The organism is Thermoanaerobacterium thermosaccharolyticum DSM 571 (assembly GCF_000145615.1).
GTDB classification, from domain to species: Bacteria; Bacillota; Thermoanaerobacteria; order Thermoanaerobacterales; family Thermoanaerobacteraceae; genus Thermoanaerobacterium; species Thermoanaerobacterium thermosaccharolyticum.
The window spans coordinates 22,832-41,716 of sequence record NC_014410.1 but is presented as its reverse complement, the minus strand read 5'-3'; the positions used below and the strand labels follow the sequence as shown (position 1 = coordinate 41,716).

The following is an 18,885-nucleotide window of genomic DNA, read 5'->3' as shown; positions in this document are numbered from 1 at the left end:
TACTTACATCCTTAAAAGGCACATTCCTTTTTAATATTTTAATAGCTTATACTACTGGTATAGTTCTCTTTTCTGCGAGACTAAAAGCGGAGCATGCTTGCATGTATAACTCATTATATTAAGTATATTTATAAAATGACTATCTACTATAAGAATAGCTAACCTATTATAAATAATTACAATTTTTGTGGCAATTTTTAATTAAAATGTTCTAAGTATAAAAATCAATAAAATTTATATAAAATTAATTAATTGATTTAACCCTATTATATGTTTTATATATAAGCGCTACAGTAATCTCTGCAATTCCACATAGTATAAAAATTACCTTTGCGCTAAATACATTTGTTAAAGCGCCACCTATTCCTAAGGATATTATCGATAAAGGATCGACTAATGAACCTAAAAATCCATAAACTTTGCCTCTATTATCGTCATTAGTATTTTCTTGTATTATCGTATCTGTAAGTGTTTCAAACACTACAAATATTATGCCTAAGAAGGTAAAAAGTATTGATGATAATAAAAATATTTTGCTGTTTGAAAATGCAATAAGAGTAATTCCATCAAAAAGCAGTACAGTCGTCATAATTGAAATATTATTAAATTTCTTTCCTATTGAATTTATCAATATACCTCCAATAACCCCTCCAACACCTGCTAACGAAAAAAGCATACCACTTCTTGCTGCAAGCAATTTCTCCCCACCTAGGTAGTTATTAACAAAAATATACACAAGTGGCGTTTGCATACTTATTATAAGCGTACTCAATAGATTAAGATTTATCACTTGTCTTATTACCATGCTGCCTTTGATAAATCCTATTCCTTGCTTTACTTCATTTGCCATATTGCTGATTGTTTTTGAAACATCATCAAATATATTCTCACTTTTATCTTCTTGAGCCTTTTCATCTAATCTAATAAAGGCAATTAAAATCGCAATTATGATAAATGTAAGACTATCTATTAAAAAAGATATATCATTCCCAAATATCGAAACAATTATACCACCTATAGAATACCCCACTATCATATTTATACTTGATAAACTGCTTCTTATGCTATTTGCCTCTAAAAGATGGTCTTTATCAACCAAAAGCGGGACAATCGAACTTCTGGCGGGATATTCAAATGATGTAAGAATACCATTTATAAGACTAATTATGTATATTAGGCTCATGTCATTTGCAAATATCAATCCAAAAGACGTAAAAGCAAATAATATATATAAAATCATCAATATGTTCTTTTTTCTCATCTTATCGACTACATTCCCAGCAAACAAACCTAACAAAAAGCTTGGTATTCCTTCAAACATAAGTGTTGCACTTAAAGACAGTCCACTATTTGTAAGATACAATATTTTGCTTGAGATAGCTATCGTTGTAAGTCTTGTGCCAATGCCTGATATTACATAGCCAATAATATAAAGCATAAAATTACTATTTGATAGCAATATTTTATTTCTTTTTCCAAAATCATTTATCATGTCATCACTTCTTTCCATAATCTTTAATTTTCTTTAATTTACTCACTTATTCTTAGTATTTTGAAATTAACAAAATAAAACCTTTGAATTAAATTTATATTAATAAGAAATATTGAAATTAGAGGATGTCGGTTATGCTTCTTTGTATGGTCATCGCCATAATTGTGATTTATACTACCGACACTCTAAGCCTTATATTGTCAAAGATCATTTTCTAAGATTTTGTGAGTTATTGTCTTAAACTAAAAATATTTGCTACTGTTTATTAAGCAGCATTACATGCAATCTCTGGATTTTAATGCCATTTCAACACATTTTGTTCCTATTGCGTAAAGAACTCTTATAAGCTTACAGCACAGTGCTATGAACGATTACTCTCGCATATTTTCGGCCATTTTTGGTCGGGAAATTATCATCAAAGTTCTTTACTTTTCTTGACATGCATATGATTGATAATAACTATTTTAATTCCTTTATATCTAAGAAACTTTACTAAAACTCATAGTATCCTGTGGGTTCCATGCTATAACGTTATCTTTAGCATATTTTTTGCTTATTTTAGTAAATTATTTATAGAATTCAACAAAGCCTCTTTTATTTGTTGGTAAAGCTAAGAGTTTTACCATGCTTAATTCCTCTAAAGTCCTCTGCTCTTGCTACATGTTTTTCTTTCGCAATATTAACTACAAAAATTAATGTTTGTTCATTTATCTGCATTATTTTTATTTTGGTTATAATTCATTTTAGGTACCTCCAATGATAGTTTTAATTTATTTAGAAATGGGTAAATTCATTACCACATATTCTACCATGATATGCCTTTTTATCAACCTTCAATTTTGTCCATTACAGGAATGCTCCCTTTAAATAGCGTATTAATTATATGATTTATAATCTCTTTTCGTGCATTACAATAATGTTCTCTTTTTTCATTAATTGTCCATCCGTTTATTCTTCTATGAAAACACCCACCCTTACATATCGAAAAATATACGCATTTCATACATTCAACACTAATATCACTACATAAATTTTTAAATCTGCTGAACTGATCTCCACAAATGATATCAATAAAATTATTTTGATTAATATTTCCTAATTTTAGAGAACCAACATTTACTAAACATTCACATGGATAGATGTCTCCATTTGATAATATAGCAAGATTTCGTCCACAGTTACCAGAAAATTCACATATATATTTATCTGGCTGTTCAATATTATAATGCCAATTTATTGTCTTATCAATTATATCACTTAATGTAATTATGTTAATACACGAAAAATTAATGCTATACCATAAATCAAAAATTTTAATTAAAAATCTTGATAAATCATCTGATGAAGGGCTTAGCTCATCATTATTGTAAAAACAAGGTATAAAATCAATTAATTTTATTTTAAGTTTATCAACAAAAAAATTAAAAATATCTTCTGGAAAATTCGAAGAAAATTTAGTAATAACAGATAATATACCTATTGGTACATGTTCTTCCTGAAGTTTTCTAATATTCTCTATTATTACATCAAAAGTACCATTATCATCTATAAACTTACGATATTTATTATGTATATATTTTGGACCATCAAGGCTAATTCCTAAACTAAATTTGTTATCTTTAAAAAAATTTATCCACTCATTATCAATTAATGTAGCATTAGTTTGTAAATAATTAAATATCTTAATGTTAGCATCTTTATTAAGTTCACTATATCTGTTCTCTATCTCCATCATCTTTTTATAATAATCCAATCCAGCTACTAGTGGTTCGCCACCATGCCATACAATATTTAAAATTAATTCTTGTTTATTACTTTCAATAAAATTTATATAATTCTGTAGGATATTTTCAAAAGTACTAGCATCCATATTACCAAGACTATCAAAAATATTATTGGTATTCCCCCTTTTACAATAACAATAATCGCATTTCATATTACAATGTTCAGATGGTTTGATAAAGACTTGTTTAATTTTATATTCATAATCAAAAAGCATTTGTAACCCTTCTTTCAATAATATTTAAAGACTTATATTAATTTAAATTTATATTTTTCTTTTCGGAAAATATAAATCTAAATTATTTAGAATATGGTAAATAATTCCCTTTCTTGCCTCACAATAATAATCTTTTAAATTATAAGTATATTGAGGTAATCTCCTATTTAAACAACCAGCATGACAAATATCTAAAATATCACATCTTAAACAGTCTTTACTTACGTTGTTATATAATTCTTTAAATTCATTAAATTCTCGTTTTTTTAATATACTTATGAAATCTTCTTCTTTTATATTTCCCAATTTCATATAATCAATAGGGGTCAAGCATTCACATGGAAATATATCACCATTTACAGAAATACTATAATTACGTCCACATACTTCACCCAACTCACAACCTACATTTACTCTAATATTTTTATCATATTTACGCAAAATGTTTTGGAAAATGTCATTTAAAAATCTAATTTTTATAACATTTTTATATTTTTTCATCCAAATATCGAATATGTTAATCATAAAGTTCTTATAATTTTCAACTGATAATGTATATCTATCATTATAAAAATAACATGGAATAAAGTCTACAACATTTATTCCTAAATCAACAAAGTATTCCAATATCTGGCCTCCATAATTTACATAATCGTTATTAATTACAGATATAATATTAATTGATATATTACATTGTTTGAGTAATAATATTCCATTTATTGTATCTTCAAATGATGAATATCCCTTCCTATTTAATCTATGTTTGTCATGGATAAATTTAGGTCCATCTAAACTAATTCCTATAATGAATTTATTGTTTTTAAAAAATTCTATCCATCTATTATCAATTAATGTTCCATTTGTTTGTATTGCATTATGAATTACAAAACCTCTATCAATATAATTTTTTTGCAATGAAATAATTTTATTGTAAAAGTCAATATCAACTATTAAAGGTTCCCCTCCATGCCAAACAAAATTCATAGTTTTATCTAGATTATTAGCCTCAATATAATTCGAATAATCTCTAAACGCCTTCTCTAATATTTCCAACGATAATTTTTGTTTATTTTCCAATTTTGCTTTTTTTCTGTAACAATATTGACAATCTAAATTGCAACTATTCGTCACTTTAAAAATAATACTATTTATGTTATAATCTTTAAAATCATTTAAAACATTCATTGTTGACTACCTCTCTTAATTTTAATTAAAACTAAAATAGCAAAATAATTATCAAATTTTTTCATATATTAAGAAATATTTTGTTTTTTGGTATCATTATAGATTTTAAATGAACGAGAATGAAACTTTCTAACTTTCATATCTTCTTCACGGCAAATAAAAGCAAAACATTAGTATGTAAAAAATTACCTCTTAACTAATTCGGAATTGGTCTCTAGCTTGCATAATTATTACCACTTTAATAAATTTCATTTATCCAATTACTTAATTAAATTTCAAAGTTAACTTTTTTCGATTAATTTAATAATAATACTGTTATTGAATTTTGAAAATAGCTTGTTGGTACAAATTATTTTGTCAATATAAGTCGAATTTTATCGTAACTATTGTACTAGTAGGCTATTAAAAAATTGTTATATTTATTACTTTTTTAATAAAGATCTATGATACCAACTTTTGTTGCCCTGAAAACTAATTCTGCATCCGTGTTTGCTTTTAATAAAATTCGAAGTTTTTTTATATGATTTTTAAGAGTATTTTCTGCAATATGCATTACTTTACATATATCTTTTCTCTCCATCCCATGCGCTAACCAATATATTATTGCTGTATCAATTGAAGTTAATTCCGACTCAATTGTATACAATTTATTTTTATATGTTAAAGCTTTTTCTACACATTTAACTATATTTCTTAAGATAAAACTTTGATAATCTATTTTTTGACAATTTACACATGACAAATCAAGATAAGCAATTATTAAAGCATTTGCATAATCAATTACAGGTATTGCCGTACAATACCAATTTTCTAATATGTCCCACTGATGATCATTACCACATATTTGATACTGTTGTTTATATTCCATTGCTAAACTGACTGCATTTATTCCACTGCTTTCTAGCTTTAAACTGACTCCTTCTGCCAAATTTATTTCTTTAAAATAATTTTCTAATTTATTGTTATATATTAATCTAATGATATAGCCATCTTCATCACATAAAATAAAAAAATAGCCTTCATCAATCATTCTCATATACAAAAAGTCTGTATTTATAATATTATCAAGTACTGTAATAATATCATTTTTACGTTCTTTTCTATGCTTAAATTCTTCAGCTTCAATACTTTTTTTAAATTTCCCGTCTATAAAATTTAAATTTAATCTACTTAGTTTAAGATATAATTCTACATACTCTCTTGATTCTTTTGTTACAGTAATGACTTCAAACAATTTAGATACCTCCATTATTTTTAAAATAGCATTAATCATTAATTAATTCTATAAAATAGCAAAAAATCCTCCTTAATAAAGAAAGAGATGTTTTTTAGGTATTTGCAAAACCTCATAATGCTCTATAAAAGTGGAATTCCGCTTATATTTTTAAATGATTTCCTCTACTTTTGTCGAATTATTATATAATATTTAAATCATCTTGAAACATGAAGGAAATAAGTATTGGAGCCAATTGTTATAACAAAAAACGAATTTATTTCAGGGCTGCATAAATTAAAAGCAGCAAAAGTGCTAGATTTAAATGAAATAGAATGCATAACAATGAGCTACAATAATATTGACAAAGAATTGGCTGAAATTGACAAAAACTTAATAATGACAGAATAGACAGTCTTGTAACATACTGAACATTTAAAAAGAATGAAAGATCTGTATGAAGCAAAGTATCCAGAAACAAAAGCAGGTATAAAATGCGCTTATGGAATGAACAAAGCATCAGGATATAACGTTGACGACAAAATGACACCAACGTTTGCTGAAGATACTGCTAATAAATCAAGGAACACCATAATTCCAATTTCAACTCGCAATCAACTCGCAATCAAAAAGGGTATGCATCTTACGACACATACCCTCAAATATGCTATTTTACTGGTGCGCCCGACAGGATTCGAACCCGTGGCCTTTTGATTCGTAGTCAAACGCTCTATCCAACTGAGCTACGGGCGCCCACTTACATACTTTATAATACCACATTTCATTTTTATTTGCAAATGTTCTTTCGAAGCTGGAAATTTACTCAAATTTTAACGAAGGCTTGAAAGAAGTCTCCCATCCTCTATAGGTGGGAGATGAATTTCTATTGTTTTCCATAACATTATATGCTATAATATTATCAGGAGTAAAAAGTAAAGACAATTAGGCATAACAGCCTAAGAGTAATATTTTTGTAGGGAAGGTTCCTCCCGAAATTACGCCTATGGAGATTGTGTAAGACCTGCTGTGAATAACAGTAGGCAACGGTCTATGAAGTAGGAAGCTTCATCCTCTATAGGATGGAGTAGGTTCACAAAAGGGTTATAGTATTTTACCTATAACCCTAACTTATCTTTTACAATTACTGCATTCCTGTTGGAGTCTGCTGATTCGCCTGTTGCTGATTCAACAAATTCGCCTGCATCTGTTGTGCTTGCGCATTCACTGGTTGTTGTGCTTGCGCTCCTAACTGCGGTGTTAACTGCTGCAGTTGCTGATTTGATGAATCTAATATTTTGCTCATTTGAGCGAAAACTTGATTTGCTTGAATGCTTTGTTGTGCTTGCTGAAGCGCAGCCATGGCCTGTTGCAAAGCCTGCTGTACCTGCATATCTGTTTGCTGCTGCTGTTGTTGTGCTTGTGTTTTAACCTGATTCAATAATTGCTGAAATTGCTGAGGCGTAACATTTATACCCATATTCTGTAATTGTTGCTGAAATTGCTGTGCTTGCTGCTGCGCCTGCTGTTGAGCTTGTTGCTGTGCCTGGTTCTGTTTACCAAATCTAGCGCTTAATTCTTCAGACACTTCGCTATTTACTTTTTCTCCTAGGTAGTCCTCAAATTCTCTTCTATTCAATGTAAACCCTCCTTTAAAAAATTTCCCCGTTATTTAATATTCCCTTTATAATTAGAATTAGTAAATGAAAATTTTACTATTGAAATTTATTTATGTTGTTTATTATCCCTTCATATACTTTCATCCTGTCCATGCCATCCTTAGCAATGCATATATTTTGAAATGCATCATTAAGGCTATTTATAAGCTGTGGTGGCAAATCATAAACGTATTCTACTTTTTCAGGTGCATTTTGTCTATTTAATTCTATGTTCAGAAGAACATCTTTTTCGATTACTTTTTTCATTGAATTTATATCTCTTTCTAAATCTTTTAATTTGTATAAAGCATTTTTCTTGTTGTTTAAATCGTTTTTTAGATTCTTTATGGCCTCATTTAAATCATTTAGGTTAGAATAAACTATATTTTCTATTTCTTTTAAACTACTAGATTGTGTATCTGGCTTTCTCAAATAGCTTATTAAATACTTCCTGTCGCTAGCTTCTTCCTTCTTAAAAGCATTTTCGATGTATTCTTTTAAATCTGTATTCATTTTTTCTAATTTTGATTCAATTTTTGAAGTATCATTGAAAATTACCTCGTCAAGATTCATTAATCTTTCATATATATACTCTACTTCTTTTATTAAATTTTCTATCTTTAATTCCGACTGCAATATTTCCATTTACCATCACCTAATTTTAGTATTTCCATTTTTAAATCAAAAAATAAAATGCACCACCAAATATTAGTTGATTTTTGCTAACATTTGCGGTGCACTTTAACGCCTCATTTTTTTATGCTATTGTTTAAATCATTAAGTACGCTTCCAAGCTCATCTAAATTTTTACCGAAATTTGTCCAGTCTCCATTCTTAGAAGCATTCATAGCATTATTATATATATCATTTGCTTTCTTTATAAGTTCTTGCTGTGTTTGACTTGTTTGTGTTTGCGGAGCCACCGGTTGCGTCGGCGCTTCTATATTAAACAATTTATTTAATGCATTGCTTAGTGTATCCTCCATTACAATCTTGTCTTTGTACGCCAGTATAACTCTCTTGACTTCAGGTATTGCATTTTCATTTGATGATTGTATATAAATTGGCTCAACATAAAGCATTGAATCATCAATAGGTAGTGTCAGAAGATTACCTCTTATAATGCTGGATCCTTTTTGGTCCCACAAGCTCATTTCCTTTGATATATTAGGATCTTGATCAATCATATTCTCAACTTGCATCGGTCCATATATAACACTGCTCTTTGGAAATTTATAGACTACAAGTTTTCCATAGTTATTGCCGTCCATTCTTGCAGCAAGCCAAGCCACCATGTTGTCCTTTGTAGCTGGCGTATATGGAATCATCAAAACATACTCCTCACTTTTCTCTCCAGGAAGCTTCATCACAACATATTGAGATTCCTCTGGCTCTATCTTGCCTGTAAATTTTTCTTTTGCTATGTCCCACGAATCTTCTTTATTGTAAAAAACCTGCGGATCGGACATGTGATAATTTTTATACACATTTGCTTGTATATCAAAAAGGTACTGAGGATACCTTATGTGGGCTTTTAAACCTTCTGGCATTTTATCTATACTTTTAAAAAGCCCAGGAAATATTCTCTCATAAACCTTTATTATGGGGTCATTTTTGTCGGATATATAGTAGTTTACATCTCCTGTATATGCATTAACAACTACTTTAACCGAATTTCTTATATAGTTTATGCCCGTGTCTTCATAAGGCTCTGAATAAGGATAATTTCCAGAATATGTGTACGCATCTATCATCCAATAAAGTTTTCCATTATCTACGACGATGTATGGATCATCATCATATATCAGAAAAGGAGCTATCTTTTCAACTCTATCCTTTATATTTCTAAATATAAGCATTCTGCTATTTGACGTAATATCCGTAGACAGGAGTATCTTAATATTTCCAGTATAAACTGTATATAGAAGTTTATTCAAAAATGTCATTGGCACGCCTGATTTTCCACTGTAAAAATTTTCTTTGTTTGTATCACCAGTAGGATAATCAAATTCACCTGTCTTGGTATTTACTATTGCGTATGTATTTGTAAGCTCTCCAAAGTAAATCTCAGGCCTCGTTATTTTTATATTCGTATTCGTAACAGGAGGTATATTTTTTACTATCATATCAGGCTGTCCAGTAGCTGTCACATCATTCACAGTCGACATGACAACACCATATCCATGTGTATATTTAAGATGCATGTTGATCCAATTTTTAGCTTGGTTTGCTAGATTATCAAGATTCATTTCTCTGGCAGATATAAACACCTGCCTGTAATTCCCATCTATCATGTATCTGTCTATATCAATATCATTAAACTTATAGTAAATCCTAATGCTTTGAAGCTGATTGTAGATTTGGCTTACGGGTCTGTAATCATTAATCCTTATGTTATTTATAGTATCTTTGTTTTCATCTAATACCTTTTTATCAATTTTGCCACTTAAATCATAGTTTTTTTCTTCAATATTGTTTAAACCAAAGGCTTTTTGTGTAAAGTCTATATTGTATTTTAAATACATCTTTTCTTTATCAAGCTCATTTGGTGCAACGATAAAATTTTGAACTATCGTCTGAGAAACAGTTGACAAAATCATAATCGCGATTATTATTAAAGGCGAAGCAATTATATACTTAAGCTTTTGCCTAAATGCACCTATCATAAACAATACGCCTGATATCAAAGATGCCAATATTAAAATTCTATAAAATAAAAGTCTAACATGGACATCTGTATAGCCTGCGCCAAAAACAACACCACTTTTAGAATACAGTATTCCATACGCCTCTAAATAGTACCCTAATGCAAGAACGATGAAAAAAATGAATCCTAAAACGGCTATTTGCCTAAATGCTATCATAAGTATGTCTTTATTGTATATAGCTCTAAAGAAGCCTCCTCTGTCCGATATCTCATAAAATCTTGTTTTGTCAGAAAGGTACATAAGACCATAAACGATTATGGTGGCAACTATAAGTATTGGTATTATAACTATCAATAAATTATATATATCAAACAAAAAAGGCAACCTGAACATGTAAAGACTTATATCTTTATTAAAAATTGGATCTTTTATGCCAAAATATGTGGAATTTATGTAAAACAAAAAATCATTCCACCAGTTAGCAGAAATAAATATAGATATAACAAGGCTTACAAAAAGCGATACAGCTATGACAATACTACTAAATTTTTTATGTCCATTTTTGATTTCAATGTCCTGCGCAAATTTAGCATAGTCCTTAACCATTCTATTTAAATAAAAGCATGACAGCAAAAAAATTATAAAAAATGTCGGAATACCTATTGTAAGCTGTGTTATAAACTTTTTAAAAAATACACCTAAATAATTCATGCTTCCAAACCATTGTATATCAACGATGAGGTTGGTAAAGCTTACAAGTATACCGATTATTATAAATAAAGAAATTAAAAAACCACCTATTATCACATTTCTTTTTCTCAAGATTATCACCATCCTAAACATACTTCCAGATATTATTATAATATATACAATTTATAAAATGCAAAAAAGTTGTTTAAGCCAAATTTTTATTTTTATTTTATTATTTCTAATCACTAATTTATTGATTAAATTAAATCTATAATGTATATTAATAATAAATAGAAATGTGCAATTGCAAAGGATGTGATATATGAATGAAGAAGTTTTTTAAAATTTCTATTTTTGTCATTCTAGGAATAGCAATATCAATAGGAACCGGTATTTTTATGTATTATAGAAATTTAAACGTTGTAAAACCCGCAAACAGCTCTAGCGATAATACGACTACCACTAGATCTGTCAAACAAAACGACAATAGCTCAGGTAAAAAAAATATTTTATTTGTAGGAGATGCCGATGGTTTATCAGATACTATATTTGTAGCAAGTTTTGACAAAGATAAAAAAGAAATTGAGATGTTATCGATTCCACGCGATACGTATTATCCAAGGCCCGGTTATAATAACCCTAGTGAGAAAAAAATCAATGCGGCCTATTCGGAGCAAAAAATAGATGGTTTAAAAAGTGCTGTAGAAGACCTGCTTGGAATAAAAATAGACAATTACGTAATTTTAACTTATGATGGTTTCAAAGAAATTATAGATACAATAGGTGGTGTTGAGGTTAACGTCCCCTTCAATATGAAATATGACGACAATGTAGCAAAACCTCCTCTTCACATTAACCTAAAAAAAGGGATTCAAGTTCTAAATGGTGAAGAAGCCCTTCAATTCGTACGCTACAGGCACGGCTACACAGAGGGAGATATAGGAAGAATAAATGCTCAACAAGAATTTTTAAAAGCCTTCATAAAAAAAGTCACAACTCCATCAATCCTTCCTAAGATTCCTTCTCTAGCAATAACATTAAGTAAAAATCTAAAAACCGACTTAACTGCAAAGGATATCACTGCATATGCATTAGATTTTGTCAAGAATAAACCTCAGAATATTAATGCTTCTATATTGCCAGGTGAGGGTGGATATATGGATAATTTTAGCTATTATTTTGCAGACCAACAAAAATCAGCGGAAGTTGCATCAGAAATGTTCGGAAATGGTCAGAAGATTAATTCTAAAAGCACAGTTCTACAATCGACGTATTCTCCCATCAATAACACCATAAATGTAGAAGTTTTTAACGGGACAACAGTACAAGGCCTAGCCACAAAATATGCAGATAAATTAATAAATCTAGGATTTAATGTAATTAAAATTGCCAATGCTGATATCAGAAATTATTCAGAATCGTTTGTCTATACAAATAACAATATGGATAAAGCAATCAAAGTAGCCAATGCATTATCTATTAAAAATGTATTGAACGATGAAAGTTTGGATAAAAACGCAGATGTCGTGGTCATCATAGGTGAGGATAAAAAATAACGAAATATGAAAAAATACTTCTGAGGTGATAAAAATGCTTAATGCCATAAGAGAAACGCGTTCATCAAAAGACGGGCTTCACAGCATAAAATCGGAACTCCCTGAAAGTGAATATACATTTGAGGATTTTAACGATGTTTTTTAAAGGCGCAATAGCGCCCTTTTTATTTTAATTTAATTTAATCATAAAAAAAGTAGCTTATGTATGGCGGAGAAGGAGGGACTTGAACCCTCGCGCCGGGTTATCCCCGACCTACAGTCTTAGCAGGACCGCCCCTTCACCAACTTGGGTACTTCTCCACGTCAGCTACAATCTCTTTATTATATTAATGGCGGAGAGGGTGGGATTCGAACCCACGGCTCCGTTAAGAGACACTGGTTTTCAAGACCAGCTCCTTAAACCCCTCGGACACCTCTCCAAGCCGGGAACGATATAAAGTATATCATATACCGGCTAAGTTGTCAATAATCATGAATCAAATATTTAATACTATTGCAGCCTTTTACTTCCTTATAACGTCGCACTTCATGTAAGGTCTAAGTGCTTCAGGTATGACAACAGAGCCATCCTCCTGCTGATAGTTTTCCAATATTGCCGCAAATGTCCTCCCAACTGCGACGCCTGAGCCATTTAATGTGTGAACATACTGTGCCTTCCCGCCGCCTTTAGGCCTATACTTTATATTAGCCCTTCTAGCTTGGAAGTCTTCGCAGTTGCTACATGATGATATCTCAACATATCTTCCGTAGCTTGGCATCCAGACTTCAAGGTCATACTTCTTTGCCGCCGTAAATCCAAGGTCCCCAGTACATATTGAAACAACCCTGTATGGTATCCCTAAAGTCTTTAATACGTCCTCAGCATCATTTACCATTTTCTCCAGCTCTTCGTAAGATCTTTCAGGCTCAGTAATTTTCACCAGTTCTACTTTATTAAACTGATGCTGCCTAATTAATCCCCTTGTATCCCTTCCAGCAGAACCTGCTTCTTGCCTGAAGCATGCACTGTAAGCACAGTTGTAAATAGGAAGCTCTTCAGCATCAATTATCGTCTCTCTATACATGTTTGTAACAGGAACTTCAGCTGTCGGAATCAAGAAATAATCTGTACCAGCTACTTTAAATGCATCCTCTTCAAACTTTGGAAGTTGTCCCGTTCCATACATACTTCTTCTATGTACCATAAATGGAGGAAAAACTTCTGTATAGCCATGCTTTTCTGTATGAAGATCCATCATAAAGCTTATAAGGGACCTTTCAAGTCTACATCCTAATCCTTTGTAAAAAGTAAACCTTGAACCTGTAACACGTGATGCTGCTTCAAAATCTAAAATTCCCAGTTCAACACCTATATCCCAATGAGGCTTTATTTCAAAGTCAAACTTCCTTACATCGCCCCATCTACGTATCTCAACATTATCTGCATCGCTATCTCCCACTGGAACACTTTCATGAGGAATATTTGGTATGGTCCAAAGAAGCTCTTCTAATCTTTCGTCATATTGTTTTACATCACTTTCCATCGCTTTAATCTTATCCGATATCTCTTTCATTTCTTTTATGAGTTCTTCCGCGTCTTTGCCTTCTCTTTTTAACTTGGCGATGTTTTCAGATTCTTTGTTTCGCGTATTCTTCAAAGACTCTAATTCTTTTAAAATCCCTCTTCTTTTTTCGTCAATCTCTAAAAATTCATCGATATTTGAGTTTTCTTTTTTAAGTTCAATAGCTTTCTTTACTTCATCTGGATTATTTCTTATCCTTTTAATATCAAGCATAATTTACACCTCCTAATAAAAATATCCCGCCCTCATTTAGGGACGGGATTTCCGTGTTGCCACCCTGATTTGGCTAAAAAAGCCCTCATCACTGATTTAACGGTCGCCCGATGGTTATTAACCATAGCTCCAGGCTGGATAAATATGTACATATACTGGTTTACACCCACCACCAGCTCTCTTAAATATAATACATATTATTGGCCCTTCAACGCTTCTTTTAACTTAAAATAAATTATACTATACAAATTTCTCAATTTCAATAATTATTTCCCAACCATAGTTCCAAACCGGCTTAAAGGCCATATTCTAAATACTATTTTTCCCATTATCGCGTCCCTAGATACATATTTATTTTTCCAATACCTTGAATCAAGTGACTGATTCCTGTTATCCCCCAGCATAAAGTAATGATTTGGTGGCACTTTATATGGTCCAAATGTTTCATTTTTATTCATAGGCTCTTTAAGATACGGCTCTTTGACAGGTACACCATTTCTATATAAAATGCCATTCTTAATCTCTATTGTATCGCCGCCTATACCGATTACCCTTTTTACAAAACTCACAGATGGGTCGTCAGGATATTTAAATACAACAATATCTCCTCTTTTTATAGGCTCAAATCTATATATAAATTTCAATTCTACAAATTTATCATTAAGCTGTATCGTGTCAAGCATTGAACCTGTTGGCACATCAACAAGTTCAAAGATGTACGTCCTAATTAACATAGCTATAATAAATGCAAGGCCGATAGTCAGAACCCAACTTAAAATTTCCTTTTTAGTATTGCTCTTCATCGTCCAATCTCCTTTTTTAAATATACAAAGATATTATATCACATTGTAGTGTTAAATGCTAACATTAGATACCAAACTAAATCTTCATGTATATAATATATAAATATGTCAATAATTATTATATAAAATAATTTAGGGGGATTCCGATGAACGAAATTAAATATTTACTAGAAATTGCCGATTTAAAAGACACAGAGTACAAAAATACTTTAGCAATAACATCGTTGATAGAATTGCTTATTGAAAAAGGAATAATATCTCAATCGGAAATAGCCAAAAAATCACACGAAATTAAAATTAAGACCGCCCAATAAATAAAATCCGGAGAAACCGGATTTTATTTATTGATTGCTGTAGACACTTGCCTTTTATCATACTATAATAAAAATAAGGAGGGGTTTTTTGGTGAAAGATTTTCTCTCACGATACCAAAGCACGATAAAAAATGTTATTATAATACTGGCCGTCATTATAAGTTTTTATTTGTTTGTTTTTAAATTGATTCCTTTTTTAATGCCATTTGCGGTTGCACTGTTTTTAGCAATCTTAATTGACCCTGCCGTTGAGTTCCTGGAAAAAAAGCTGAAAGTACCAAGGGGATTATCGTCTGCATTTTTAATTCTTCTACTAATTGCTATAATAGGACTTTTAATAAGTCTCTTAATTACACAACTTGTTTTTGAGCTAAATACTTTGGCAGAACATGCGCCAAATTATACAAAAAACTTCGATGTGGTCATATCTGATCTTATTGATAGAATTAGAATATACTATATTTCACTCCCCACTAATATCTCAACGTTTTTGGAGAACAATCTTCAATCTATTTTAAACAACATATCTGTCCTTGCTAAAAACTTTGCTGCTTGGATTTTAGGTTTAGCAACAAAGCTGCCTAATTTTTTCTTTATGTCTATAATAACAATTGTATCAACATTCTTTTTAAGCAAAGATAAATGGTTGATATTAAATTTTATAAAAAGGCAATTTCCTTCAAACTGGGCATTACATGCAGAAAATATAAAAGGTGACCTTTTCCAAACGCTAATTGGATTTATACGAGCAGAAATAACCATAATGTTTATCACTTTTATGGAGGTATCAATAGGTCTTACAATAATAGGATTTGATTATGCGTTTTTGTTAGGCCTTCTAGTAAGCTTCATAGATATACTGCCTGTGTTGGGTTCAGGATCGGTACTAGTTCCATGGGCTGTATACAATATATTTACTAAAAATTACTTAATAGGTATTTATTTACTAATACTATACGGCATTGTGACAGTTGTAAGGCAGATGATAGAGCCTAAAATCGTTGGACAAAGCATAGGTCTTCATCCTCTTGTAACGCTTTTGTCTATGTTCATTGGTGCAAAACTTTTCGGAGGATTCGGCCTCATTATGGGACCAGTTTTTGTGGTTGTATTTAAAACCTTCCAAAAATCAGGAATAATACCTTCTTGGAAATGAAAGACGTTCATCTTTTAAGCATTAGTGCTTTAAGATGAACGTTTATTTTTATTAGCCATCTATTTCTTTTATCAAATTAACCATTTCCAAAGCTGTTACAGCAGCGTCAAATCCCTTGTTGCCTGATTTTGTTCCAGATCTCATGATTGCCTGTTCTACAGTATCTGTTGTAAGAACTCCAAATATTACAGGTATATCAAAATCAAGGGATAACTTTGCAATTCCTTTCGAAACTTCATTAGCTACATAATCAAAATGGGGTGTATCACCTCTTATAACAGCACCAAGTGCAATCACCGCATCATATTTTTTAGACATGACCATTCTCTTTGAAATAAGAGGAATCTCAAAGGCACCTGGTGCCCAAGCAATTTCAATGCTGTCATCATCTACACCATGCCTCCTTAAAGCATCCAAAGCACCATCTAGAAGTTTACTTGTTATGAATTCATTAAACCTGCTTACTACGATGCCTAACTTTAAGCCATCACCTATAAGTTTTCCTTCATATGTCCTCAAAATAATCTCCCCTTTACTAATTATTGAAATGTATGAAATATATGGCCAAACTTTTCTTTTTTTGTTTTAAGATATTTTTCATTGTGCTTGTTTAAAGATACTTCTATCGGGACTCTCTCCACTATTTCAAGCCCATAGCCAGATAAACCAGCTAATTTTTTAGGGTTGTTGGTCATTATCCTAAGCCTTCTAAGTCCTAAATCTTTTAAAATCTGAGCTCCTATTCCGTATTCTCTCATATCAGCAGGAAAACCTAATCTAAGATTAGCATCAACCGTATCAAGGCCTGCGTCCTGTAAGTGATATGCTTTAATCTTGTTTAAAAGTCCGATTCCTCTGCCTTCTTGTCTTAAGTATAAAAGGACACCTCCTTCTTTTCCTATTCTCTCCATTGCTGCATGAAGCTGATCACCACAATCACATCTTAAAGAACCCATTATATCACCTGTTAAGCATTCTGAATGAACTCTAACAAGCGTAGGCTCCTCTGTCAATTCTCCTCTTACTAACGCCACATGTTCTTTACCGGTCAAAATTTCTTCATACCCTATTATATTGAAATCGCCGTATTTTGTAGGAAGATGGGCTTCAGCTACTCTCCTTATTAGTTTTTCTTTCTTCCTTCTGTATTCAATTAGATCGGCTATAGATATTATCTTTAGGTTAAACCTCTTTGAAAACTCCACAAGCTCTGGAAGTCTAGCCATCCTGCCGTCATCTTTTATGATTTCACAGATTACGCCAGCACCTTTAAAGTCAGCAAGTCTCGACAAATCATACGCTGCTTCTGTGTGTCCTGCCCTTACCAAAACACCTCCTTCTTTTGCTTTCAGAGGAAATACATGTCCTGGTTTTGTAAAATCATCCGGCCTAGAATTATCATCTAGAAGCATTTTTATTGTAAATGCCCTTTCGTACGCCGAAATACCAGTCTTACAACTTTTGTGATCTACAGATACAGTAAAGGCAGTTTCTCTATTATCTGTATTTTCAGATACCATCTTACCTATATTTAATTCTTTAAGCCTTTTATCACTCATGGGAACACATACTAATCCACGTCCATACTTTATCATAAAATTTATATCTTCGCCTCTAACTTTTTCTGCTGCCATCACTAAATCCCCTTCATTTTCCCTGTCTTCGTCATCGACTACAATGACCATTTTACCATTTTTGATGTCTTCTATTGCACTTTCTATCGTATCAAGCATTTATACACATCTCCTTAAAATTTAATAAAAATATGTTAAATAATCAAAAGCCATTTTCTAATACAAGCTCCTTCATTCCTTTTTTTAACAACAGTTTTTCAGCATACTTCGATAGTATGTCTACTTCTATATTGACACTATCTCCGATTCTCTTAAAGTTTAGTGTTGTATTTAACTCCGTATGCGGTATGACAGAAACCGTAAAATATGAAGCTAACGCCTCCACGACTGTCAAACTTATTCCGTCGACAGCGATGCTTCCCTTGCTTACAACGTATTTTGAATATCTTTCATCGATTTTAATTTTAAATACATTTGAATTCATAATTCGATTTTTATTAACTATTGTACCGACAGTATCTACGTGTCCTGTCACAATATGGCCATTTAACCTGCCAGATATGCTTAAAGCTCTTTCTAAATTGACCATACTTCCTATTTTCAAGTTTCCTAAATTGCTGGATTTTAGTGTTTCCCTCATCAGATCCGCTGTAAATAGATTTTTTCCTACATTTGTAACCGTCAAACATACTCCATTTACAGCTATACTATCCCCAATTCTTGTGCCATTTAACACCTTATCACATTCAATTGCTATTTTTGTAATATCTCCACGTTGTATCATCTTAACTTTGCCAATCTCTTCTATTATTCCTGTAAACATAG

Annotated in this window: 17 protein-coding genes, 3 tRNA genes and 1 other annotated feature; of the genes, 5 read left to right on the top strand and 15 right to left on the bottom strand. The window is 31.2% G+C overall.

Features of this window, described 5'->3' with window-relative positions:
• Positions 1 to 244: 244 nt before the first annotated feature.
• The 4 genes from TTHE_RS00195 to TTHE_RS00175 form a co-directional block, all read right to left on the bottom strand.
• Positions 245 to 1,510: an MFS transporter gene (locus TTHE_RS00195; protein WP_013296613.1), complete on the bottom strand. Its 1,266-nt coding sequence runs from the start codon at positions 1,508 to 1,510 to the stop codon at positions 245 to 247.
• A gap of 808 nt (positions 1,511 to 2,318) precedes the next feature.
• Complete coding sequence (locus TTHE_RS00185) at positions 2,319 to 3,491, bottom strand: radical SAM/SPASM domain-containing protein (RefSeq protein ID WP_013296612.1); 1,173 nt, start codon at positions 3,489 to 3,491, stop codon at positions 2,319 to 2,321.
• A 48-nt stretch (positions 3,492 to 3,539) separates the two neighbouring features.
• Positions 3,540 to 4,676 (bottom strand): radical SAM/SPASM domain-containing protein, encoded by a 1,137-nt coding sequence (locus tag TTHE_RS13655; protein ID WP_013296611.1) that lies wholly within the window; start codon positions 4,674 to 4,676, stop codon positions 3,540 to 3,542.
• A 430-nt stretch (positions 4,677 to 5,106) separates the two neighbouring features.
• A complete protein-coding gene (locus TTHE_RS00175; RefSeq protein WP_013296610.1) occupies positions 5,107 to 5,910 on the bottom strand; it encodes a LuxR C-terminal-related transcriptional regulator in 804 nt (267 codons plus the stop codon).
• Positions 5,911 to 6,135: 225 nt separating this feature from the next.
• Between TTHE_RS00175 and TTHE_RS14080 the strand changes: the two genes are divergently transcribed.
• Positions 6,136 to 6,300: a ParB N-terminal domain-containing protein gene (locus TTHE_RS14080; protein WP_155812159.1), complete on the top strand. Its 165-nt coding sequence runs from the start codon at positions 6,136 to 6,138 to the stop codon at positions 6,298 to 6,300.
• A 33-nt stretch (positions 6,301 to 6,333) separates the two neighbouring features.
• On the top strand, positions 6,334 to 6,603 hold the full coding sequence (locus TTHE_RS13830; RefSeq protein ID WP_081441834.1) for a hypothetical protein: 270 nt from the start codon (positions 6,334 to 6,336) through the stop codon (positions 6,601 to 6,603).
• Here TTHE_RS13830 and TTHE_RS00170 read toward each other — a convergent pair.
• The 4 genes from TTHE_RS00170 to TTHE_RS00155 form a co-directional block, all read right to left on the bottom strand.
• Positions 6,566 to 6,642, bottom strand: a tRNA-Arg gene (locus tag TTHE_RS00170). The genes TTHE_RS13830 and TTHE_RS00170 overlap by 38 nt on opposite strands.
• 388 nt (positions 6,643 to 7,030) lie before the next feature.
• The gene (locus TTHE_RS00165; RefSeq protein WP_013296609.1) at positions 7,031 to 7,525 is read right to left on the bottom strand and encodes a hypothetical protein; all 495 of its coding nucleotides are present in this window, start codon (positions 7,523 to 7,525) and stop codon (positions 7,031 to 7,033) included.
• Positions 7,526 to 7,601: 76 nt separating this feature from the next.
• Positions 7,602 to 8,189 (bottom strand): hypothetical protein, encoded by a 588-nt coding sequence (locus TTHE_RS00160; RefSeq protein WP_013296608.1) that lies wholly within the window; start codon positions 8,187 to 8,189, stop codon positions 7,602 to 7,604.
• A 104-nt stretch (positions 8,190 to 8,293) separates the two neighbouring features.
• A complete protein-coding gene (locus TTHE_RS00155; RefSeq protein WP_013296607.1) occupies positions 8,294 to 11,026 on the bottom strand; it encodes a UPF0182 family membrane protein in 2,733 nt (910 codons plus the stop codon).
• Positions 11,027 to 11,208: 182 nt separating this feature from the next.
• Between TTHE_RS00155 and TTHE_RS00150 the strand changes: the two genes are divergently transcribed.
• The gene (locus tag TTHE_RS00150) at positions 11,209 to 12,438 is read left to right on the top strand and encodes an LCP family protein (protein ID WP_013296606.1); all 1,230 of its coding nucleotides are present in this window, start codon (positions 11,209 to 11,211) and stop codon (positions 12,436 to 12,438) included.
• A gap of 206 nt (positions 12,439 to 12,644) precedes the next feature.
• Here the strand turns inward: TTHE_RS00150 and TTHE_RS00145 are convergent.
• From TTHE_RS00145 to lepB, 4 genes are all read right to left on the bottom strand, one after another.
• Positions 12,645 to 12,738: transfer RNA gene (locus TTHE_RS00145), tRNA-Ser, on the bottom strand.
• A 30-nt stretch (positions 12,739 to 12,768) separates the two neighbouring features.
• Positions 12,769 to 12,857, bottom strand: a tRNA-Ser gene (locus TTHE_RS00140).
• Positions 12,858 to 12,941: 84 nt separating this feature from the next.
• Positions 12,942 to 14,213: a serine--tRNA ligase gene (serS, locus tag TTHE_RS00135; RefSeq protein ID WP_013296604.1), complete on the bottom strand. Its 1,272-nt coding sequence runs from the start codon at positions 14,211 to 14,213 to the stop codon at positions 12,942 to 12,944.
• 35 nt (positions 14,214 to 14,248) lie between these two features.
• Positions 14,249 to 14,434 (bottom strand) — a binding site (T-box leader).
• A 45-nt stretch (positions 14,435 to 14,479) separates the two neighbouring features.
• On the bottom strand, positions 14,480 to 15,016 hold the full coding sequence (gene lepB, locus TTHE_RS00130) for a signal peptidase I (RefSeq protein WP_013296603.1): 537 nt from the start codon (positions 15,014 to 15,016) through the stop codon (positions 14,480 to 14,482).
• A 146-nt stretch (positions 15,017 to 15,162) separates the two neighbouring features.
• Between lepB and TTHE_RS14270 the strand changes: the two genes are divergently transcribed.
• Both TTHE_RS14270 and ytvI read left to right on the top strand, forming a co-directional pair.
• A complete protein-coding gene (locus tag TTHE_RS14270) occupies positions 15,163 to 15,330 on the top strand; it encodes a hypothetical protein (RefSeq protein WP_013296602.1) in 168 nt (55 codons plus the stop codon).
• 91 nt (positions 15,331 to 15,421) lie between these two features.
• A complete protein-coding gene (ytvI, locus tag TTHE_RS00125) occupies positions 15,422 to 16,486 on the top strand; it encodes a sporulation integral membrane protein YtvI (protein ID WP_013296601.1) in 1,065 nt (354 codons plus the stop codon).
• A 51-nt stretch (positions 16,487 to 16,537) separates the two neighbouring features.
• Here ytvI and ribH read toward each other — a convergent pair whose 3' ends face one another.
• The 3 genes from ribH to TTHE_RS00110 are packed head-to-tail and all read right to left on the bottom strand — an operon-like array spanning position 16,538 to position 18,883.
• Complete coding sequence (ribH, locus tag TTHE_RS00120) at positions 16,538 to 17,005, bottom strand: 6,7-dimethyl-8-ribityllumazine synthase (RefSeq protein ID WP_013296600.1); 468 nt, start codon at positions 17,003 to 17,005, stop codon at positions 16,538 to 16,540.
• 20 nt (positions 17,006 to 17,025) lie between these two features.
• Entirely contained in the window at positions 17,026 to 18,219 is a 1,194-nt protein-coding gene (locus TTHE_RS00115; protein ID WP_013296599.1) for a bifunctional 3,4-dihydroxy-2-butanone-4-phosphate synthase/GTP cyclohydrolase II, read from the bottom strand.
• A gap of 43 nt (positions 18,220 to 18,262) precedes the next feature.
• Entirely contained in the window at positions 18,263 to 18,883 is a 621-nt protein-coding gene (locus TTHE_RS00110) for a riboflavin synthase (protein ID WP_013296598.1), read from the bottom strand.
• Between the last annotated feature and the right edge of the window lie 2 nt (positions 18,884 to 18,885).